The organism is Arthrobacter sp. S2(2024), assembly GCF_036662515.1.
Classification (GTDB): domain Bacteria; phylum Actinomycetota; class Actinomycetes; order Actinomycetales; family Micrococcaceae; genus Arthrobacter.
In genome coordinates this window covers 772,094-791,870 of the sequence record NZ_JAYKZI010000001.1, presented here as the reverse complement: position 1 = coordinate 791,870, position 19,777 = coordinate 772,094, and the positions used below count along the sequence as shown (strand labels likewise).

At 62.9% G+C, this 19,777-nt stretch carries 16 protein-coding genes and 1 pseudogene; 12 read left to right on the top strand and 5 right to left on the bottom strand.

Features of this window, described 5'->3' with window-relative positions; translation table 11 throughout:
• Positions 1–315: 315 nt before the first annotated feature.
• From VLA65_RS03645 to VLA65_RS03595, 12 genes and pseudogenes are all read left to right on the top strand, one after another.
• Positions 316–810: a hypothetical protein gene (locus VLA65_RS03645; RefSeq protein WP_332601829.1), complete on the top strand. Its 495-nt coding sequence runs from the start codon at positions 316–318 to the stop codon at positions 808–810.
• Positions 803–1,384, top strand: coding sequence for a GNAT family N-acetyltransferase (locus tag VLA65_RS03640; RefSeq protein ID WP_332601828.1), 582 nt, complete (start codon positions 803–805; stop codon positions 1,382–1,384). Before VLA65_RS03645 ends, VLA65_RS03640 begins: the two co-directional genes overlap by 8 nt.
• A gap of 439 nt (positions 1,385–1,823) precedes the next feature.
• Positions 1,824–4,553 (top strand): toll/interleukin-1 receptor domain-containing protein, encoded by a 2,730-nt coding sequence (locus VLA65_RS03635; RefSeq protein WP_332601827.1) that lies wholly within the window; start codon positions 1,824–1,826, stop codon positions 4,551–4,553.
• A 35-nt stretch (positions 4,554–4,588) separates the two neighbouring features.
• On the top strand, positions 4,589–5,506 hold the full coding sequence (locus VLA65_RS21970; RefSeq protein WP_442880162.1) for an NAD(P)-dependent oxidoreductase: 918 nt from the start codon (positions 4,589–4,591) through the stop codon (positions 5,504–5,506).
• Positions 5,506–6,723, top strand: a complete 1,218-nt coding sequence (locus VLA65_RS03630) for a DegT/DnrJ/EryC1/StrS family aminotransferase (RefSeq protein ID WP_332601826.1) — start codon at positions 5,506–5,508, stop codon at positions 6,721–6,723. The genes VLA65_RS21970 and VLA65_RS03630 overlap by 1 nt, the downstream gene beginning before the upstream one ends.
• Before the next feature lie 101 nt (positions 6,724–6,824).
• Positions 6,825–7,706, top strand: a complete 882-nt coding sequence (locus VLA65_RS03625; protein WP_332601825.1) for an ATP-grasp domain-containing protein — start codon at positions 6,825–6,827, stop codon at positions 7,704–7,706.
• Positions 7,699–8,457, top strand: a complete 759-nt coding sequence (locus VLA65_RS03620) for a class I SAM-dependent methyltransferase (protein WP_332601824.1) — start codon at positions 7,699–7,701, stop codon at positions 8,455–8,457. Before VLA65_RS03625 ends, VLA65_RS03620 begins: the two co-directional genes overlap by 8 nt.
• A gap of 101 nt (positions 8,458–8,558) precedes the next feature.
• Complete coding sequence (locus VLA65_RS03615) at positions 8,559–8,903, top strand: hypothetical protein (protein ID WP_332601823.1); 345 nt, start codon at positions 8,559–8,561, stop codon at positions 8,901–8,903.
• A 193-nt stretch (positions 8,904–9,096) separates the two neighbouring features.
• On the top strand, positions 9,097–11,040 hold the full coding sequence (locus VLA65_RS03610) for a RyR domain-containing protein (protein ID WP_332601822.1): 1,944 nt from the start codon (positions 9,097–9,099) through the stop codon (positions 11,038–11,040).
• Positions 11,037–11,546, top strand: a complete 510-nt coding sequence (locus tag VLA65_RS03605) for a hypothetical protein (RefSeq protein ID WP_332601821.1) — start codon at positions 11,037–11,039, stop codon at positions 11,544–11,546. Before VLA65_RS03610 ends, VLA65_RS03605 begins: the two co-directional genes overlap by 4 nt.
• 229 nt (positions 11,547–11,775) lie before the next feature.
• A pseudogene (locus VLA65_RS03600) lies at positions 11,776–11,922 on the top strand (FAD-binding oxidoreductase); the annotation flags it as partial.
• A 134-nt stretch (positions 11,923–12,056) separates the two neighbouring features.
• Positions 12,057–13,505: an MFS transporter gene (locus tag VLA65_RS03595; RefSeq protein WP_332601820.1), complete on the top strand. Its 1,449-nt coding sequence runs from the start codon at positions 12,057–12,059 to the stop codon at positions 13,503–13,505.
• Between the two features lie 56 nt (positions 13,506–13,561).
• Here VLA65_RS03595 and VLA65_RS03590 read toward each other — a convergent pair whose 3' ends face one another.
• The 5 genes from VLA65_RS03590 to VLA65_RS03570 all read right to left on the bottom strand — a co-directional run bounded on the left by VLA65_RS03590 (position 13,562) and on the right by VLA65_RS03570 (position 19,759).
• Positions 13,562–14,791: an amidohydrolase family protein gene (locus tag VLA65_RS03590; RefSeq protein ID WP_332601819.1), complete on the bottom strand. Its 1,230-nt coding sequence runs from the start codon at positions 14,789–14,791 to the stop codon at positions 13,562–13,564.
• Positions 14,792–14,815: 24 nt separating this feature from the next.
• Positions 14,816–15,838 carry an ABC transporter ATP-binding protein gene (locus VLA65_RS03585; protein WP_332601818.1) on the bottom strand — a complete coding sequence of 341 codons (1,023 nt, stop codon included), beginning with the start codon at positions 15,836–15,838 and terminating at the stop codon, positions 14,816–14,818.
• Between the two features lie 8 nt (positions 15,839–15,846).
• Positions 15,847–16,935, bottom strand: a complete 1,089-nt coding sequence (locus VLA65_RS03580) for an ABC transporter ATP-binding protein (RefSeq protein ID WP_332601817.1) — start codon at positions 16,933–16,935, stop codon at positions 15,847–15,849.
• Positions 16,932–17,933, bottom strand: a complete 1,002-nt coding sequence (locus tag VLA65_RS03575) for an ABC transporter permease (RefSeq protein WP_332601816.1) — start codon at positions 17,931–17,933, stop codon at positions 16,932–16,934. The genes VLA65_RS03580 and VLA65_RS03575 overlap by 4 nt, the downstream gene beginning before the upstream one ends.
• Positions 17,934–18,034: 101 nt before the next feature.
• Complete coding sequence (locus VLA65_RS03570; protein WP_332601815.1) at positions 18,035–19,759, bottom strand: ABC transporter substrate-binding protein; 1,725 nt, start codon at positions 19,757–19,759, stop codon at positions 18,035–18,037.
• Positions 19,760–19,777: the final 18 nt, after the last annotated feature.

Genomic DNA, 19,777 nt, shown 5'->3' with positions numbered 1-19,777 from the left:
GGCCCCGACACACCGTGTCGGGGCCTGACCCACTTAACACACCCCAACACACGACACACGAGCCAACCCCCGCTCACATGATGTGAGCCGGCGTCCTGCCGGGAGCCGGTATATGTGAGCGGGCGTCCCGCCAGGAGCCGCCACATGTGAGCCGGCGTCCCGCCAGAACCCCTTGTTTGTGAGCGAGCGTCCCGCCGGGAGCCGCCACATGTGAGCGGGCGTCCCGCCGGAACCCGGCATATGTGAGCCGGCGTCGGGGGCGAGCGCGCTGGATCCGGAATCCGGGGGTGCCGCTGGGCGGTAAAGTTGGTGCACATGGAGAGCCTCTTTAGTCACCTCGCGCCGGACTCCGAACCCCAGCCGGAGCAATCCGGTGAGCTGGACCCCGTGGTGTGCACCGTCGTCGTGCCTTCGCCTGTGGCGCATGCTTTCATGGGCTTCACCGACCACCCGCATCTCTGGTGGCCGATGGAGGACCACAGCGTCTACGGTGCGGGCTCGCACGTTGAGTTCGAGGAGAATTTGATCCTGGAGACGGCCGACGACGGCCGAACCTCGATATGGGGGACCATCGACGACTGGCAGCCGCCGTTGTCCTTCCATGCGAGCTGGTATCCAGGCAGTAACGCGATGTGGTCCACCGAACTTCGTCTGGCCTTCCGCGCCGTTGACGGAGGAACGGAGGTTCGTCTGGTCCACGACGGCTGGGAAGGCGCCGAACACCCCGCGCAGACCCGTGCAGACTACGCGGCTGACTGGCCTGGAGTTCTTGAGCGCTATGTCCGGTTCATGGGCGGCGCAAGTGAATAGAATCCGTCGCCTTCAAGCGACTGACTGGGAATTGCTTCGCGACGTCCGGTTGGAGATGCTGTCGGACACCCCGATGGCCTACGTGGAGAGCCTCGGGGCCGCCCGGCGCCAGACTGACACTCAGTGGCAAGAGCGAGCAGCCACTATGTCGGGCGACTCGAGTATCACCCTGGTAGCGGACGACGGCACGGACGGTAGCCCGATCAGCGGACTTATGCGCGTGGTCATCAAGCAGCCGCAGGATCCTTCCCGGGCTCTACAAGCCATGCTGATCAGCGTCTACGTCGCACCCGAACACCGTGGCCTGGGCCTGGCCGACCAGTTGCTTGATGAGGCTTGCGCCATAGCAGGCGCCGAGCTTGGAGCAGGCGTGATCGAACTGGGCGTCCACGAGGACAACGCCCGAGCGAAGGCGTTCTACGAGCGGCACGGATTTGAATACACCGGTGCCAGCCGGCCGTATCCGCAGGACAAAGCCAGGTTGGAGATCGTCATGGCACGTCGGCTTTCACCCGCAGGGCCGACCCAGCCGGGGCAGGCTGCTGCGGATCGGGTGCTGGACTCGAAGCCCTGAAACGCCCGGAAGACTGCGGGATTGTTGTGTTCGCGGTACTCAGAGATGGAGGGACCGAATACACCGCCGGTGCTGGAAACCCAAAGAAGCTAGGGCCAGCACTGGAGCGTATCCCTCTTGGCCTGGCCGCCTATGTGAACGTATATGCCAGTCGACCCAATGCCGGTTCCTGCAATGCGGTAATCACCCGCATACTAAGTCGCTGGCGGACGACACGGATGCTGGTAGAGCGCACGACCACGCAATGGTCATGCCAGAGCACCGAAGCCCGCAGCCGCGATAGGCTAATCAACTTTAGCTGAGGCTCAGCGCAGTTGCGCTCAACACCGGACCCATCTGCCACGACACATGCTCACCAATACCTTGCTGCTAGTTGCAACCGCGGGGCCGCTGGCTAGACTAAGTCCACGTGCGCCGCTACTGGGAGGTAGGCCAAGATATGCCGATCGAACGGCAATTAGGCTCATTCTTCATTAGCTTCGCATCCCATGACCACTCAATCGCAGCTGAATTGGCAAGCCGGCTTCAGGAACGGCAGCTCTCGACTTTCTTCGCGCCGCGCGATATCTCCGGCGGGGAGAACTTCGCACTCCGGATCGTTCAGGCGATTGTCGAGTGCGACACAATTGTCGTGCTATTGTCGGCATCCGCTATTTCTTCGCCTCATGTGCGACGAGAGGTGTCCCTCGCGATCGACGAGCGGCGTCAGCTGATACCAGTGACTCTGCCCGGCACGCGATTCCCCCAGGACTTCACGACGGAGTGGTCTTACTGGCTCAGCGCGGTACAAGTGCTCGGGTTTACAACTGTCGACGACCTTGTGGATGTCTTGACTGCGAGGCCTTCCCCCACCGCCATTCGGGGCGCATCCAAACCCGGTACCGTGACGGCTCCGGCGAACCTGCTTGAAGCCGCCACGGCGGATGCGATCTCACCTGTCTCACTCCTGAGGCCCGAGCATGCGGTCGTGCCATTTTCTGGCCGCGAAGACGAACTTGCGCGGCTGATCTCCTGGCTAGACCGCAATGAGAAAATCAGTGTTCGACTCGTGACGGCACCCGGCGGAAGCGGCAAGTCGCGGCTAGCGCAGGAGCTTATGGCGCAAGCAGGAAGCCGAGGTTGGAATGCCATGTTCATGCGTGACTTCGCCACGCCCATTCCTGCGGGTTCCGGGCCGGCCCTGTGGGTAGTGGACTACGCGGAAACCAAAGGTCCAGAGCTCGCGGAGTCGATTCAGCAGCTCTCCCACACTCATCTAACTGCTCCAGTCCGCCTCCTACTGCTGGCCCGCGGCTCCGGTGACTGGTGGCGCGCTCTCAGCAGCGCAAACGTCGGTGTGGAGGCCATCCTCGCTGACGCGGTCGTACAGGAGCTGGCACCCCTGACAAAAGATCCTGCGCAAGCAACCCAGCTGTACTCCGAGGCCCTCAGCTCGTTCGCAGATGCACTCGGAGTGAGTGTTCCTGACGCGAGGTTACCCACAGAACCCAGCGATTCCATCGTCGACCTGCTGCAAAGGGCCCTAGTTGCTGTGCTGGTCGATTCACAGAGCGATGACTCCGAGCGCGTCGTTAAGCGGTTGCTCGGCCATGAGCGCCGATACGTACGAGTGTCCGCCGTAGCAGCCGGCCTTGAGCACTTCGACGACATTGACTTCGATCGGATGACGGCCCTGTTTTCACTCTTCCCGCCCCAGAACGAAGCGGAAGCCGTTGAGCTAGCTGGCCTAGCGCAACCCGGTGTTGGGCCGCAGGACCATCACCGGCTCGCCCGTTTGCTCCGGCGGGTATATCCCGCTTCGGGACGTTACTCGAGCGGCCTCAAGCCCGATGTGGTGGCCGAGCTGGCAATCTCCGGCCTCCTCGCCGAGGACGGCGGGATCCCTGGCGGCCTCAATACCTGGGCTCTTGTGGACGACGACCGTTTCGAATCCGGCCTGCGCATTTTGGCACGGGCGGCGGGTTCTGCACCATCAGCACAAGCCGAGCTTGAGAAAGTGGTCCACGCTTCGGGTGTGCCGCGGCTGAAGATCGCGATGGATGTAGCTCTCCAGGTCGAATCGCCCCATGCGATTGCCATGGCTATCGCCTCTGCAATCATGACCGGTCGCTTTGACGACGATCTCCAGAGCGCATTCGACCTACTTCCGGAGGAGACCGTCGCACTTTCCGAGGTCGGCGCGGTACTCGCCGAGAGGCTCATCACCCAGTTTTCTTCGTCCGATAGACACTCGTTGACGAGCGGATTGATGCTCGTGAAAGCCTCCAGCCGTTTCAGCGACGCAGGCTGGAACGCCGAAGCGCTCAGGGCCGTCTCAGCAGGGATCACGGAACTCCGCCAGGATCATTCTGAACCGGCACGGTTGGAGCTAGGGCGCGCGTTATCAAACCTTTCCAACCGGCTCTGGGAAACCGGTGCACTAGACGCCTCCCTCGCGCCCGCCACGGAGGCAGTTGAACTGCTCGCTTCCACTGGGGATCGCTTCGCCATGCTCGGTGCGCGCAACAACCTGGCGTTCCGCTATATTGAAGCCGGGCGCTATGATGACGCCCGTGCACAATGCGAACTTGCGCTTGAGCTGATAGGCGACGAGGGCCGGGTCGCGGGTCCGATCCGCCCTTGCGCCCTCGCGGTCGACAATAACTTGGTTTGCTTAGATGCCGCGACTGGCGCGTGGGAGCGTTCGGCCGAACGAGCCGCGGTGCTCATTGAGGAGCGCCGTAAGGATTACGCCGTCCATCGAGACCGCCATATGTCGTATCTCGCACGTGCACTCGCGAATGCCGCGGTTCCTTTTGCCGCAGCAGGTGACCCGAAGGCTGCAGAGACGGCGATAGCTGAAGCCCGCGCGCTGCACCGCATCACAGCGACCCGCGCTCCCATTTTCTCCTTCGAAGCGTCCGAAAGTGCGCTCATTGATGTAATAGTACGGGTCCTGTCGGGCTCCTTCGAGAGCGCCAGAGAGGCGTTGAATGACACACGACGGACCTTGGAGGCCATACGGGCGGACGTGACAGGGCTCTCTGACCGCATCGACGAAGCGATCACCGCTGCAGGCCGATGCATTGACGTCCGCACGACGCTAAACCGTGACAAGTTAACCGCGGTCGGCGGAGCATTCGGCAGCCCGGTACGTTTCCCCCTCTTGCTTGAGTACAAGGACCTGTGACGGTGGTGCTGATCGTCGGCGTCTCGCGGCGCACAATGGGACGGGGCGAACTCCTGGCACCCGCTCACGTCCGATTTGTGCCATGGGATGGATCATACGAGGCTGAGGTCTTATGGCGACGAAATGGAGATCGCACCGTGGAGCTCGTTGACGCGGTGTCTCGCGGGAAAGCTGTCCGCTGGGTACATCTCGACACGGTCGGGGTGGACCGCCTCCCTCTCACAGTCTGGCGCGAACGAGGCATGCGCGTCTCCAATGGACGCGGCCTCAGCACCGTACAAGTAGCGGAATGGGCGTTGGGAGCAATCCTTCTCGCAATGCGACGGCTCCACGAGACTGTCCGCCTCTCCGACCTGGGCCTTTGGCAACGGCCGACTGGGTCGATCTGCACCCTGCATGGCCAGCGTGTCGTAATCCTTGGGATGGGTAGAATCGGGACACGCGTGGCCCACTTAGCCAATGCTTTCGGCGCGACAGTCACTGGGGTCATCAGATCGAAACCCGTGGCGCACGATCCCCGGCGACCACTAGTCGACTCGCTGCTGTCGGTTGACCGATTCCGCGAGGCATGCAACGGCGCCTCGATTCTTGTGCTCTGCGCGCCCGTCACGGAGGAGACAGTGTCAATCGTCTCGGACGAAGTCCTCTCTGAGTTGTTGGACTCTGCGTGGGTGGTGAACGCAGCGCGCGGCGCACTCATCGACGAAGCGGCCCTCGCCGAGGCAGTGCGCTGCGGCCGACTTGGCGGAGCAGTGCTGGATGTCACATCGCGAGAGCCGCCCGTCGCGAATAGCCCGCTTTGGGGGCACCCTGACATTGTCCTGAGCGGCCACATGGCCGACCAGCCTCGTGCCAGCCCAGAGGAGTGCAACGGGCTATTTTCTGCCGAGTTGCAGCGTTATCTATGTCACGAGAGAATGCACAATGAGGTTGACCTTATAAGGGGGTACTAATGGTCGAACCGCCCGTGCCCTGGCCCCTATACTCGAGCTCTGCAAGCGAGCAAGTGGCCCAGTTGGTGCGTTCCGGGGCAATCTTCGACTACGCCGGACAAGGACGGATAGCCGAAGTTGAGCGCCGACTCAGTGAACACTACGAGACACAGTACGCACTTACTCTCAACTCCGGTACTAGCGCGATTTTCGTCGCTCTTGCCGCCCTCGGCGTCGAGCCGGGAGACGAAGTCGTGGTGGCCGGTTGGACATTTCTCGCTGCTATAACGCCGCTGCTGTGGCTCGGCGCGATACCTGTCCTAGCCGACGTCGCTCCGGAGCAGCCTGTCGCAAGTGCGGACAGCATTCTTAAGGCACTGACGCCGCGGACTCGCGTCGTCGTAGTCACGCATCTCTTCGGTGAGCCGGTCGATTCGTGTTCGCTGCGTGACCTGTTGACCCCTTTGAAGATTGCATTGCTCGAAGACTGCTCGCACGCCCATGCCAGCGATGTGGGGGGACGACCGCCAGGCACCTGGGCGGACGTGGCGATCCTAAGCTTGGGTGCCCGAAAGATTGTTTCCGGAGGGCATGGCGGTGTCCTTCTAACACGAAACCGTGAGCTCTACGAAACTGCACTCATGGTAGGTCACAATAAGCCCCGCACACGTCGCGAATTCGCTGGCACAGCAGAAGCGCCGCACGCGGAGCTTGGGCTTGGCGGCAATCTAAGGATGTCTCCCGTGTCAGCTGTACTCGTCCTCGACCACCTCAACCGCCTCGACACGCTGTCGAGTGCGCGACTAGAAAACGTTCGAGTGCTTGAAAGCGCGCTGGCGCCATGGCTACTCCCACTCCGTTCCAAAGCACCCGGTGAGAACCTCACTTACTTCGACCTGGTGTGGGTGTTGCCCGCAACGCAGGGTCGCGATGAGAGGGATGCAATGATCGCCACCCTGAACCGCATCGGCCTCCCGGCCCGATCGGTTTCCACACGCCCACTGAGCCAAACCTTGCGCAATGTCGAGGCAAGCGCTGGCACCCACTCAGGTCGCTTCTGGGCCCAGCTCCAGGCTTGGGCAGGCTCGAGACCCATATTGCCAGAGGCTGAGGCCCTGCACGACCGGGCAATCAGCCTCCCCGCCGAGCTGTTCTACGAGGCCGGAGCACCCTATGCCCGACACCTGGCCAAAGCACTCCGGCAGGCAACGGCGACAGGCATGTTGTGGCAGATCTAACTCTGCTGGCTCCCGCCAGTGTGGGGGCTTGGTTCGAATTGCTCGGAGGCGACAGACCGTCGATGATTCCGATCGGAGAGAGTGATCCCCTCACTGTGGACATGGTGGAAACTATCTCTGCCACGAGCACAGGGGGCAAGGTCCGCATACACTCAGGCCACGACAGCCTCATGCGGGACTCGTTGCTGGCCGAGGAACTGCGCATGCGCGGGGCCCAGGTGTACGCCCAATCACCCACTGCAGTTTTAGCGGGGCTTGATAAGACCTTTGCCCGCAGGCTTATGCAAGATGCAGCAGTGCCGCTGACACCGTGGGGAGTGGAACAGCTTCCCACGAGGGCCGACATCCTCGTGAAAGCGCGGGACTCAACGCAGAGCCGCTCGATTCGCTGGGCGCGCGGCACCGAGACAATAGGACCGGACAGCTACTGGGAGCAGTGGATCGATGGTTTCGAGTACTCAGTCACCGGCTATCGCGAACACACTGCGCTCACGATGCTGCCTATCGTAGCCAAAGGACGAACCAGACAGGACCTCTTGCCGCCGTGGCAAAGACCCCGATGGGTAAGACCCGGAGAGTCCTTTCCTTGCGCGGATGCCATGTACGAGGCCTCTCGCACCATTGCGGAAACCCTCGACATCTGGGGATTCTTCGAGGTCGAGTTTGTGAGGGGGAGAGACCTCCGCGTCATCGAGGTGAATCCGCGGATCAGCGGCACGCTAAGACTTGCCGCGATGGCAGCGGATACAAGGATCTTCTCGCCGGGCATACTCGCCGCCAGCCCGCCGATTCTGCAGCCTGCGCTGTTCGGGCTAGAGGTTCCTTTCGACGGGAATCCTATCCTCGAACCAAGACTCATCGCGACCTCGCGCCTAAGCTGCGTCAGTCACTCAATGGCAGACGTCGTTAGGCAGATTGCCGCCCGGGCGCCGCGTGCGATCGGAGCCCTAGAGGAGTTCGACGTCGGGACGGGTAATGACTGACTATAACGCGCGAGGCTTCGCCGACAAGTTCCGCGCGAGCAGGCCCCTCGACCCTCGGGTAAAGCAAGTATGGGTCGAGCTCCTACGCGAAGCCGTTCCAGAAGACGTCGCAGTCGACACTGCTCTTGACCTGGGAGCGGGCACAGGCCGATTCTGGCCGGCGCTGCGTTGCGCCTGGCATCCTCGGCAAATCGTTGCCGTCGATCGGTCGGTGGCCATGGTCAACGCGATGGTACCCGCGCTAGATGTCAAGGCGGTCGTTGCGGACATCGACGATGAGGAGATCGCCGATTATCGCGTCGAGGCGATCTTTTGCTCCATGTCGCTCCACTACAGTGCCGATCCTAGTGTCTTGTGCTTGCGCTTGAGGGCCATGCTCAACCCACGTGGTGTGCTTTGTATACGCACTGCGAGCCGCGAGACGACCTCGGATAACGCGGTGCTCGGGTTCTTCCCCACCGCCCTCCAAGCCGAGCTTCGCGCCTTCCCGGAACGTGGTGTAATCGAGGAATGGCTCAAGGGAGCCGGCTTCTGCGTGCGCTCGCAACTAGTGCGAACTCCGGCTGCACCGGGATATCTCAAGTTGGTCCGGCGAGCTCTTCGCCGCGGGCTACCGTCACTGCAATTGGTCTCGAATTCTGAGTTCGCGCTCGGCATGCTGCGTCTAAGCGTGTGGGCCGCGGCTCGAGTGATACGCCGTTGCCCTTTGCCGCTCGACCAAACCCTTCTCGTAGTGGGCGTGGTAGCGTGACCTCCTGGATATTCGTTGCACGAGCGGTCTCTCACGCCACATTGGGGGATGAAAAGTTCGCTCGTGCTGTCTGTCGCGTCCTTGCCGAATATGGATGGACCGTGCGTCTTGGAGGCAGTGCAAACCCGCGGCGACCAGCTGCCGACATCGCGGCCGACAACGTGGCGGCCGTCGCCGAGGCGGTCGCACTCGTGGCCGTCCTGCCCGAGACGGCAGAGACCGTATCGAGCGTCTGGCTCGAAATCGGGATTGCGCTCGCGACGGCTCGGCCCACGGTGATCGTAGCGCGGAGCGGAATAGAGGTTCCGTTCTTAATCCGCGCTTCGGCAGCTGCCAGCCCAGGGCATGTTGCGATCGTCGAGGCTGCTTTTACTGCAGAGGCGACCGCCAAAGACGTCGTGGCTGCAATCAATCGGATATCGCGGCCAGGAGACCAACCGGAATGAGTCCCGATCCACTTCCTACGAAGATCGCAGGTGCATTGGGCCCCAATTCTTCACCACGCTGGACAGCGACTAGGCTGCACCTAAGTTACTGAAATTATCACCAGTCGTCCTGCATCTGCCAATGAGGTTCGACTCCTCACTGCAACGAGCCGACAGGCGACCCCCAAGCCATCCACACGATATTGTGACCTACGTGAAATACCTGTCGCAGAACCCGGTCCACATTATTCGCCTTGCCGTGGGCGCCATTGCGGCCGCGGTCTTTCTCGTGGCCGTATTCACATGGACGGTGATCGGCTTCGTGCCCGAATTCAGCCGGCGTCTACCGGAACCATTGACCGACTTCGGTACGCCAGACTCCTGGTGGCCATTAGCGGTACCATTCGTCGCGATCATCGTTGGCTTGCTGGCGGTCAATCATGTGCTGCCTCCCTCAGTACGGATGGCGACAGTCGCTGTGGGTGCATGCGGCTCATCCGCCGTGCTCATGGGTGTTGCCGGATACTGGCCGTGTTCCGGCGAGGAAGCCCCAGGCTGGACTGCGCTGCGGCGTACATTCGACATTTTTGGTGGCACAATGGATCTGCCGTTCGGAGAGGGCCACGGCTGCCCCGCCACAATGCCATTGGGACTCCAAGCCTCTCGGCTCCTCGCGCTCGCTGCAATCGTAATACTTGCGGCGAAAGCAATTTCTCTGCTGTTCTCGTCCAGCATCGATGCACTTAAGGCGCGACAAGCGAAGCACGTCGTTTTGTTCGCCGGCCTCAGTGATGAAACTTTGCTGGCCGCCAAAGCAATTAAGCAGTCACTTACTGATAAGGAGCAGCTCATACTACTCTCGGGCGGCGAGGATCCTCAAAGACTCCATGCCGTTGCACGCGAGATCGGTGCGCTTACCTTGGCGCTCGACGTGGGCGACGGGGCTGCCGTCAATAGGTTTCTAAATTCACGGAGCGCTGGATCCGTGCGTGGCGTCTACCTGATGCATTCTGACAGCGCACGCAACTTGAAGGCAAAGGATCATTTCCTTGCTGCATCGATGATCAGCGGGCGTACTACCGAGGTACCCGGGCGACTCGTAGTGCGTATTGACAATCCCTGGCACGCCGAGGACTGGAGGCACACCGCCATGACCACTGTGTGTGGGTGGCTGCTTGACGCAGTGAGCTGCCATGAGCTGGCCGCCCGTCACGCCGTGTACCGTCTGCGCGAAGAGAAAATAGGTCGAGTGATCGTGGTCGGTGCTTCTCCGTTTGAGCTGGCATTCCTTGCTGAACTTTCATTTCAACATCGGGTCCAGGCTGCGATGGGGGATACCCAGGGTGCTCTGGTTCCTTATGCGACTATCGCCGGCCCCCGTGGGAATGAGATCGCAGAGCACTTCGCCGACCAACTTGAGCGCTTCGGTATCCACTCTCATCGATTCGTGGCTTCGAGCGGCGAACCCATTGAGCAACTCATGGAAGGAGATGCGGTTGCGTTAGTGCAGGCTGCAGATCAAGAGGGTGAATCCACCTTCCTAGCGGCACGCCACCCTGAGTGGCGGATCATGATTTGGGACGATGCTGTACGAGGAGTCACCGCCCCACTGATGGGCCGGTTGTCAAAAGTCGGTCCCACCCTGGAGCCCGTGCCGGGCGAGGGGCTCGGTATATGGGACTGGCTGGGGCGAATTGCACACGAGCGCTACCTGCGTGTCTGGGAGAACGGCGTTCCGACTATTGGGGACAGCGTCAGGGGGCGATGGGGGGATGATCTCAGTGCCTTCACAAAGGAAAGCAATATGCGCTCCTTTGTATCCATGTCACGGGCAATAAGCCAGATGGGGCGTGTGTGGGCGACTCGACTCGGCTCAGCTTCTCACCCCCAGGAAGAGAGCACGCTAACCCAAGCTGAAACAATGCTGCTTGCCCGGTTAGAGCATGACTCATGGGTGCGTCATCATCAGGAATATGGGTGGTCCTACGCTGAGCAAAGAGACAACCGTCGCAAGCGTCACACACTGATGGTTCCGTGGGAAAATCTTGACGAGGACGCTAGACGGAAGGACTTTGAAGCTGTGCAAGTAGTAATCGAAGTGTTCGCGACGCTTGGCTTTGTACTCGCTAATGCGGACACCGTCAAGGAGTGTCAATGACCACCGGCCCTGCCCCGGGAGGGGTAGATGATGAGCTGTTCGAACGTCTGGGCACCGTGCACGCGTTACAGCTCTTGGAAGACTGGACCTGGACTACAAAGCGAGGCGACACGCTTCGCGCCTCTGCTGGGGACTGGAGGATTCATGATGACGAAGCTTCCTGGACCGTCAAGGCCGAATTGTTCGCGGCGACTTACCGACATATTGGCGGCGACTGCTACAAGCGGGTCGGAGTGGTTCGCGCTCGGCAAGTGTGTAGCGTGGAAACGGTTCGGACGCTAGAGGGCGACGCAACGGCCCTCCAAGGTGACTGGATCGTCACCGGCGCAATGGGAGAGTCATGGCCTGTGAGCGAGGTTGACTTTCGGGAACGGTACCGCTCGGTCAAGCTGAAAGTCGGGGGCGCCTGCCTTTCTGAGCCGATGAATGGAGACGACGCCGGCGTGTTAGAGCAAGCCTCGATAACAGGGAAGGAATGCGACGAGCTCCGATCGCTGCCAGGCTAGCGGGATCGCATTGGCAATTCACCCCATTAAAGCTCGGCATAGCTCGGCTCGGGAGAGCCGTGGGCGCCATTTTGCCAAGCTGCTGGACCTCAGCCCGTCGGAGCTTGGCGTATGACGCGCGGCTCCTTATCATGGCGGCCAGATCAGTCTGCTCAGACTGCTTCGCCGCAACGGTGGGTTTCGGCGAGTTTGTGGAAAGGCGCGGTTGCCGATCCAGACTGACGGTTTCGGGACCATCACCGGCGAGCACGGGGTGGGGCAGTACAAGCTGCGTTGGCTCGGACTTGAGCAGCCTGAGCCCATCCGGGAGTTGCAGCATCGCATCAAAGAACTTTTCGACCCGGCCGGAATCTTCAACCCCGGCAAGGCTATCTAAAGCTCTGGTATTCCAAATCTAATCGTCAGGGTCCAGCATCACACTCAGCTGCCCCTTTAGCGGCAGTTTACTTTGCCATGCAATGCCCCTAATCTTATTTGGTATACCAAATTAGGATTCCAGGGAGGCAACCAATGGAACAAGCACAGCCGCCGCGCCGCGGTACTTCCGCGTACGCCGCTCGACGGACTGCCTGGATACTCGTTGCACTGGCACTTGTCTCCATCAACCTCCGTCCGGCCATTACGACGATCGCCGGCACCATGGGTCAGCTGCAGGCAGGCTTTGGACTCGACGCGCATCTGCTGCCGCTGCTTGGCGCCTTGCCTGTACTTGCCTTCGGCGTCTCGGCCCCTTGCGGTCCGTGGCTGGCCCGTCGCCTGGGCAGCGGAAGGGCTGTGGCAGCGGCGCTCCTGGTGCTTGCCGCGGCGCTGATCCTCCGCGTATTCGTGCCCGGACTGTTGCTGCCCGGAACGTTCCTGGCAGGGGCATCCATCATGACCGCCAGCGTGCTCGTGCCGCAGATCGTCAAGGCAAACCGCGGTACCGGCTGGTGGACGGGGCTGTGCACCATGGGCTTCGGGCTGGGCGCGGCGCTCGGCGCGGGGCTCGTCCAGCCGCTGCAGCAAGCGCTCGGGGGAAGCCTCGCCTGGGCGCTGGCCGTCTGGGCCGTCCCCGCCTTGCTAGGGGCCGCGTTGATCCACCGCACCGGTCAACCGGCCGGGCGCCCCGACGGGACCGGCGAGACCGAAACCGGCGGACCGACGTCGGGCGCTGGTTTACAGAAGACGACGACGGCGGGTGGCGCAACGGGGGAAACCGGCACCATTCCGTTGCGGAAGCAGCGGACGGCCTGGGCCGTGACCGCGTTCTTCGGGCTGCAAGCCATGCTGTATTTCGCGATCACCTCGTGGCTCGCGGTGTTCTTGGTGTCGAAGGGGCAGACCGTGGCCGACGCAGCAGGTCTCTTGGCATGGTTCAGTGTCGCAGGGCTGCCCGCGAGCCTGCTGGCTCCCGTCCTCGCGGGGCGTCGCGCGGTTCTGAAGGTCATGGCTCCAGGCCTGGGATTGCTCGTCGCCGCGGCTTTGATAGGGGTCTTGACCGCGCCCGTGGCTTTGCAGTTCCTCATGGTCGGCGTGTTGGGGATCGTCCAGAGTGCCGGCTTCGGGCTGGGAATGGCGTTGGTTGTCATCCGCTCAACCGGACCACAGAGCGCCGGCAGCCTGTCCGCCATGAGCCAGGGCTTGGGCTTCGCGTTGGCGTCCCTGGGGCCGTTGGGGGCGGGATTCCTCCATGAGTGGTCCGGCGGCTGGGACGTTCCCTTCTGGGCCCTGGCCGCGGAAGCGGTGCTTCTCGCGGTGGCCGGTTTCCTCGCGGTGCGCGGGCCGGCGGTGTCGGTGGAAGCCGTCGAGACGGAACATCGTGGCGAGCCCGCCGCCGTCGNGGACGTTCCCTTCTGGGCCCTGGCCGCGGAAGCGGTGCTTCTCGCGGTGGCCGGTTTCCTCGCGGTGCGCGGGCCGGCGGTGTCGGTGGAAGCCGTCGAGACGGAACATCGTGGCGAGCCCGCCGCCGTCGGGCTCTAAAACCAAAAAAGTGGCCGGTCCCTCGCACGAGGGATCGGCCACTTTTTTGTGCGGGCTTAGACCAGCTCGAGCTGATCCGCCACGACCTTGCCGCGGTGGATGACCGTCCGGTCGGTGCCGCGGTCCATCACCGCGGAGGCGACCGTTTCGCCGTCGAGCAGCAGGAGTTCGGCAGGATCGCCGACCTCGACGCCCGGGCGGTGTGCCGTGCCCTTCAGGCGAGTGGCGGACGGGTCGAGGATGCTGGCGCCGCCTACGGTGGCGATCGCGAGGCAGTGCTCGATGAGCTCGTCCTTGCGGAAGCCGTGGGTGAAAGCGAGCTGCCAGGTGCGGTCGAGCATGTCCGTGTTGCCATAGGGGGACCAGTAGTCGCGCTGGCCGTCCTCGCCCAGGCCCATGCGTACGCCGGCTTCGGCGAGCAGCGGGATGGGCAGCTGGGCGGCCACACCGGCGGAGCCCGGCGCCACCGACGCCATGGAGATGTCCAGCTCGGCGAATTCGTCGATGAGGCGGCGCGTGGTGGCCTCGGAGACGCTGCCCAGCTGGTACGCGTGGGACATGGTGACCTTGCCCTGCATCCCCAGGGCGCGGGTGCGCTCGATCACGAGGTCCGTGCTGAAGACGCCGAGTTCGCCGGGCTCGTGGAGGTGGATATCAATGGGGACCTGGTACTTTTCGGCCAGTCCGAAGACGATGTCCAGATGCCGGGCCGGGTCGCGGTCCAGGCTGCACGGGTCGATGCCGCCCATGACATTCGCGCCGGACTTGAGTGCCTGGTCCATGAGGGGTACGGTGCCGTCCTCAAGGAGGAGGCCGGCCTGCGGGAACGCGATGATGTCGACGTCGGCCTGCCCTTTGAACTGCTCCTTGGCGGCCATCACGGCGTCGAAACGCTCAAGCCGGCAGTCGACGTCGATCTGGGCATAGGAGCGCACACGCGTGGTGCCGCGGGCGATCATCCGGCCGAGGGTGTTGTTGACCCGTTCCTGCAGCGGAACCTCGGCGTTGCGCCAGTTCTGCCGGTCGTTCATCATCATGGTCCAGACGCCGGGGCCGCCGGTGTGTTCGCGGAACGGCAGTCCGATGCGGGTCGAGTCCAGGTGCACATGGACGTCCGAGAACGACGGCACGAGAAGACGGCCGCGGCCCTCGACGACGGTGGTGTCGCCAGTCGCCGCAGCGCGTGCAGGGTCATGGGGTTCGACGCCGGTGATCTTGCCGTCCGTGACGAGGACGTCGCTCAATGCTTGTCCCCAAGGACGGACGGCACGAATCAGGGTGTTCAATGTATTGCTCCTTTGATGTTGGATCTATTGCACACCAGCGAGGGCTGCGGATTCCAGACCTGCGTGGTGGCAGGCCGGGGCAGTCGCGCTGGCGGGTCGGGGGATTTCGCTGATGCACCGTTGCTGCTGTTCCGCTCCCAAGGTGCCGAACAACGGACACCGGGTGCGGAAGACGCAGCCGCTGGGTGGGTTTGCCGGCGACGGGAGATCTCCCCGGAGCCGGATCTTTTGCTGCTGGCGGGCTGCCCTGGGATCCGGCAGGGGCACGGCGGACAGGAGAGCTCGCGTATAGGGATGCCGGGGCTCCCGGAACAAGTCCTCCCGGCTTCCTTGCTCCACGATTTTGCCGAGGTACATCACCGCCACCTCATGCGAGATATGGCGGACCACGGAAAGATCGTGCGCGATGAAGATGTATGCCACTCCGGTGTCCCGCTGGATCTCCTGGAGCAAGTTGACCACCTGCGCCTGCACCGAGACATCGAGGGCGGATACGGGTTCGTCGCAGACGATCACCGAGGGGTTCAGCGAGATGGCGCGCGCGATGCCCACCCGTTGGCGCTGGCCGCCGGAGAACTCGTGCGGGAAACGGTTGTAGTGCTCCGGTTTGAGGCCCACCTGCTCGAGGAGTTCCTTCACCCGGTTCTTGAGGCCGCCGGCCGGGTTGATCTTTTGCGCCAGCATCGGTGCGGCGATGGCGGTGCCCACGGTTTGCCGTGGATTGAGCGAGGCGAAGGGGTCCTGGAAGATCATCTGGACCTTGCGGCGGAAGTTGTACAGATCGCGGCCGCCCAGCTGGCTGATGTCCACGCCGTCGATCAGGATCCTCCCGCCGGTCGGATCCATGAGGCGCGCGATCATGCGCCCGGTGGTGGACTTGCCGCAGCCGGACTCACCCACGAGTCCCAACGTCTGGCCGCGCGCGAGGCTGAAGGAGACGCCGTCGACGGCTTTGACGGTCTTGGAACCCTTGGGGGAGAACAGACCGCCTTTGATGGGGAAATGCTTCTGGAGGCTCTCCACCTGGAGAATTGCCTGCGTGTCCATGGCGGGTCCTAACGCGTATTCCGAATAGTGACGATCTGGGGGCCGCTCAAGTGGCAGCGCTTTCCGTGGCCGTCTTCGACCACGAGCTCCGGGCGCTGGCTCGCGCATACGCCGTCGCCGGCAAGGGCCGCGTACTCGCACCTGGCGCTGAAAATGCAGCCTTTCGGGAGGTCAAGGAGCGACGGCGGCTGGCCCGGAATGGGGTTGAGCCTGCCCGAGCTACTGCTCAGCGTGGGCATCGATTTGAGCAGGCCCAGAGTGTAAGGGTGCCGCGTGTCGTAGAAGATCTCGTCCACCGGTCCCGATTCGACGCATTGCCCGCCGTACATGACCAGCACGGAATCGCACACTTCGGCCACCACGCCAAGATCGTGGGTGATCAGGATCAGGGCCGAGTTGGTTTCCTGCTGGAGCTCGGACATGAGGTCCAGGATCTGTGCCTGCACGGTGACGTCCAGCGCGGTGGTGGGTTCGTCCGCGATGAGCAGTTCCGGTTCGCAGATCAGTGCCATGGCAATCATGGCGCGCTGGCGCATGCCTCCGGAGAAATGGTGCGGGTATTCGTCGTAGCGCTGCTCGGGGCTCGGAATGCCTACCCTTCCGAGCATGTCGACGGCGGCCGCGCGGGCTTGCTTCTTGCTTGCTTTGTTGTGGACGAGGTAGGCCTCGGCGATCTGATGGCCCACGGTGTAGAAGGGATGCAGGGCCGAGAGAGGATCCTGGAAGATCATGCCGATGTTCCGGCCGCGAAGCTGCCGCATGGCGGACTCGGGCAGTGTGACAAGGTCCTTGCCTTGGAACAACGCCTGGCCGGTGACCCGGGCTGAGGTCCCCTTGAGGAGCCCCATGAGCGCCTGGCTGGTGACCGACTTGCCGGACCCTGACTCTCCGACGATGCCGAGGGTCTGCCCGCGCTCCAAGGAGAAATCCATCCCGTTGACTGCCGAGACAAGGCCGTCGTCGGTGGGGAACTTCACCGAAAGGTTCCGGACGTCGAGGAACGCGGCGGCTTCCGCGGCCTGATGGCCGGTTCCCGCGGCCTGATGCGCGGTTCGCGTGGCCGGTTGACCGGCCGGACTGGGCTGGAGCTGGGTCATTGGAGCCTCACTCGGGGATCGATGGCAGCGTAGGCGAGGTCGACGACGACATTCGCGACGATGACGAAGAAGGCAGCCAGCATGGTGATGGCCATGGTGACGGGGAGGTCGCCGGAAATGGCAGCCCGGACGGCCGTGAAACCGAGTCCCGGGACGGAGAAGATCTGCTCGGTGAGGACCGCGCCGCCGAGGAGAAGCCCGATGTCCAGGCCAAGCATGGTCACCACCGGAGTGATCCCGGCCCGGACACCGTGTTTGAACGTCACTGTTCGGGGCGCCAGGCCCTTGGCACGGGCCGTGCGGATGAAGTCCTCGCTGAAGGTTTCGATCATGTTGGTCCGGGTGACCCGGATATACGCCGCGCTGAAAAGCACCGCGAGGGCGACCCACGGCAGGAAGTAGTTGAGCACCCAGGCCCCCGGACCATGCGGACCGAAGGGGCTGTTGATCTCGTTCGTCGTGAAGGGCAGGAGATGCAGCTGGTTGACGAAAACCAGCAACAGGAACAGGCCGGTGACGGGGATGGGCAGCGAGACTCCAACGGACGCTGCGCCGACGATGAACTTGTCCGTGGCGGATCCCTTGCGAAGGGCGGCGAGCAAACCGAGCCCGACGCCGGAAACGGTCCAGAGCACCAGCGCGCCGACCGCCATGGAGAGCGTGTAGGGCAAGGAGCGGGCGATGATGTCCGAGACGTTTTCATTGGTTTGGAACGATTTGCCGAGGCATGGCCACTGGCAGATCGATTCCGCTCCGGGAGCACCGATCATCCGCGGCGAGACCAGACCGCGCATGTAGTCGATGTACTGGACCAGGAAAGGGTGGTCCATGCCAAGGGCCACGCGGGCTTCCGCGATGCGTTCTGGAGTGCACTCCTGGCCGCAAGCGGCGGACGCAGGATCGGCAGGACCCAGCTGGAACAGCGTGAAGGTGATGAAGCTGACGGCGACGAGAAGCAGGATCAGGGAGCCTGTCCGGCGAAAGATGAATCTGATCATTGTGCTGGTTGCGGGCCGTCCGGTAGTCGCCGGACGGCCCGCCTCCCTTCTGGGCTGGCCTGATTGGTGTGAACAGGCCCGGTTGTGTGTATTTGGCCTGGTTAGTGCTCGACGCCGACGATCGAGAGGTCGATGCCGCCGAAGAAGTAGCCCACTTGGGCGTTGCGGATATTGGAGCCAACCACGCTGTTGGTGTGGCTGCGGACGAGCGGGATGATCGGGTAGGTCTTCAGGGCCTTGCCGAACTCCTCAGACCATTTCTTGCCGAGTTCCTCCGAGGTCCCGGAAGTGTTCCGGAGCTCGAACATGGCTTTCGAAATCTGCGGATCGAAGTAGCGCGACGTGTTGGAGAAGCCGTAGCTGGTGCCGTCGTTGTTCGGTCCGAGGATGGGATCGGCGGACGTACGCACCGACGCAGGGTCGGCGCCACCGCACCAGCCCGAGCGCGCAATGTCCGGCAGCTGGTCACTGGCCAGGACGGAGTAGTAGTTCGGGGCCGGGATCGGCACGAGCTGGACGTCGATGCCCAGGGCCTTGAGGTTTTGCTGGATCACGGTGCCCGTGTTCTTATAGGCGTCGCGGTTGTTGGCGTACCCGTAGGTGAGGGTCTTGGGGTAGTTCTTGCCTTCGAGGAGCTTCTTGGCTTCCTCCAGCTTGGGCTTGCCGGTGGGGTCGATCTCCAGGTCCTGGGCTACGTAGCCGCGCATCTTGGCGTTGAGCGGGGTCTGGGTGAGTTCGCCGAAGCGGCGTCCGCCGTACTGGACCAGGATGGACTGGCGGTCCAGGGCCAGGGCGATGGCCTTGCGGACATCGGGATCGGAGATCTTCTCGGTGTTGAGGCTGAGGACGTCGTTGCAGCCGAGCAGTCCCGATGCAACGCGGTCCTTGACCTGGGCATCAGCGAGCTTGGCGGAATCCGAGGTCTGCAGTGCACCGTTGGAGTCCAACGTGAGGGCATTGGGATCGGAGTTGGCCAGGAGCTGCTGGCTGATGGTGGCCTGCGAAGTGGAGAGCGAGAAGCTGAAGGTGTCCGGAAGTGCCGTGCGGTTGGGGTCGGTGGACGGATCCCAGTTCGGGTTGCGGACCAGTTTGAGCGACTTTCCGCGACTGTACGAATCAACCATGTACGGGCCTGTAGACACCGGGTGGTTGGTGTAGTCCAGCTTGGTGTCCTTGTCCTTCGGGACAGGCGAAGTGTTGGAACGGGAGGCCAGCGCCGGGAATTCGGCGAATGGCTTCTTCAAGTGGAAGACGATGGTGCGCTCGTCCGGAGTTTCCACGGCCTTGAGGTCAGCGGAAGGATCCTTGTACGGCCCCTTGTAGCCGCCGGCGTCGAGCGCCGCGTTGAGCTCCTGCGGGGCCTGGGTGTAGACGTCCTGGGCGAAGGTGCGTTCGATGCCGTACTTGACGTCGGCGGAGGTGATGGGGCGGCCGTCTTCGAACTTGACGCCCTTCTGGAGGGTGAATGTCCAGGTGAGTCCGTCTTTGGACACCTGGCCCGTGTCCGTGGCGAGGTCCGGAACGATGGTGGGCGGCTGTCCGGGCGTCTCCTTCGCCATGGTGAGGTTCCTGTAGTACAGCTGGCCGACGTTGGCCGTCTGGACGTAGTTGCTGTTGCCCGGGTCCAGGGTTTGGAAGTCCGAGGACATCAGGACGTTGATGTTGCCGCCCTTGGTGGTGAAACCGGACTTGACCACTTCGGGAGCCTGCTCGGTGCTGGAAGCGCCGGAGGCGGCAGTTCCGGGCTGGTTCTGTCCCGCCGCGCAGCCTGTGGCGGCGGTGGCGATCAGCACGGCAAGGGCCAGCGCTCTGGTGGGGGTATTCATTGTGCTCCTCATTTGGGT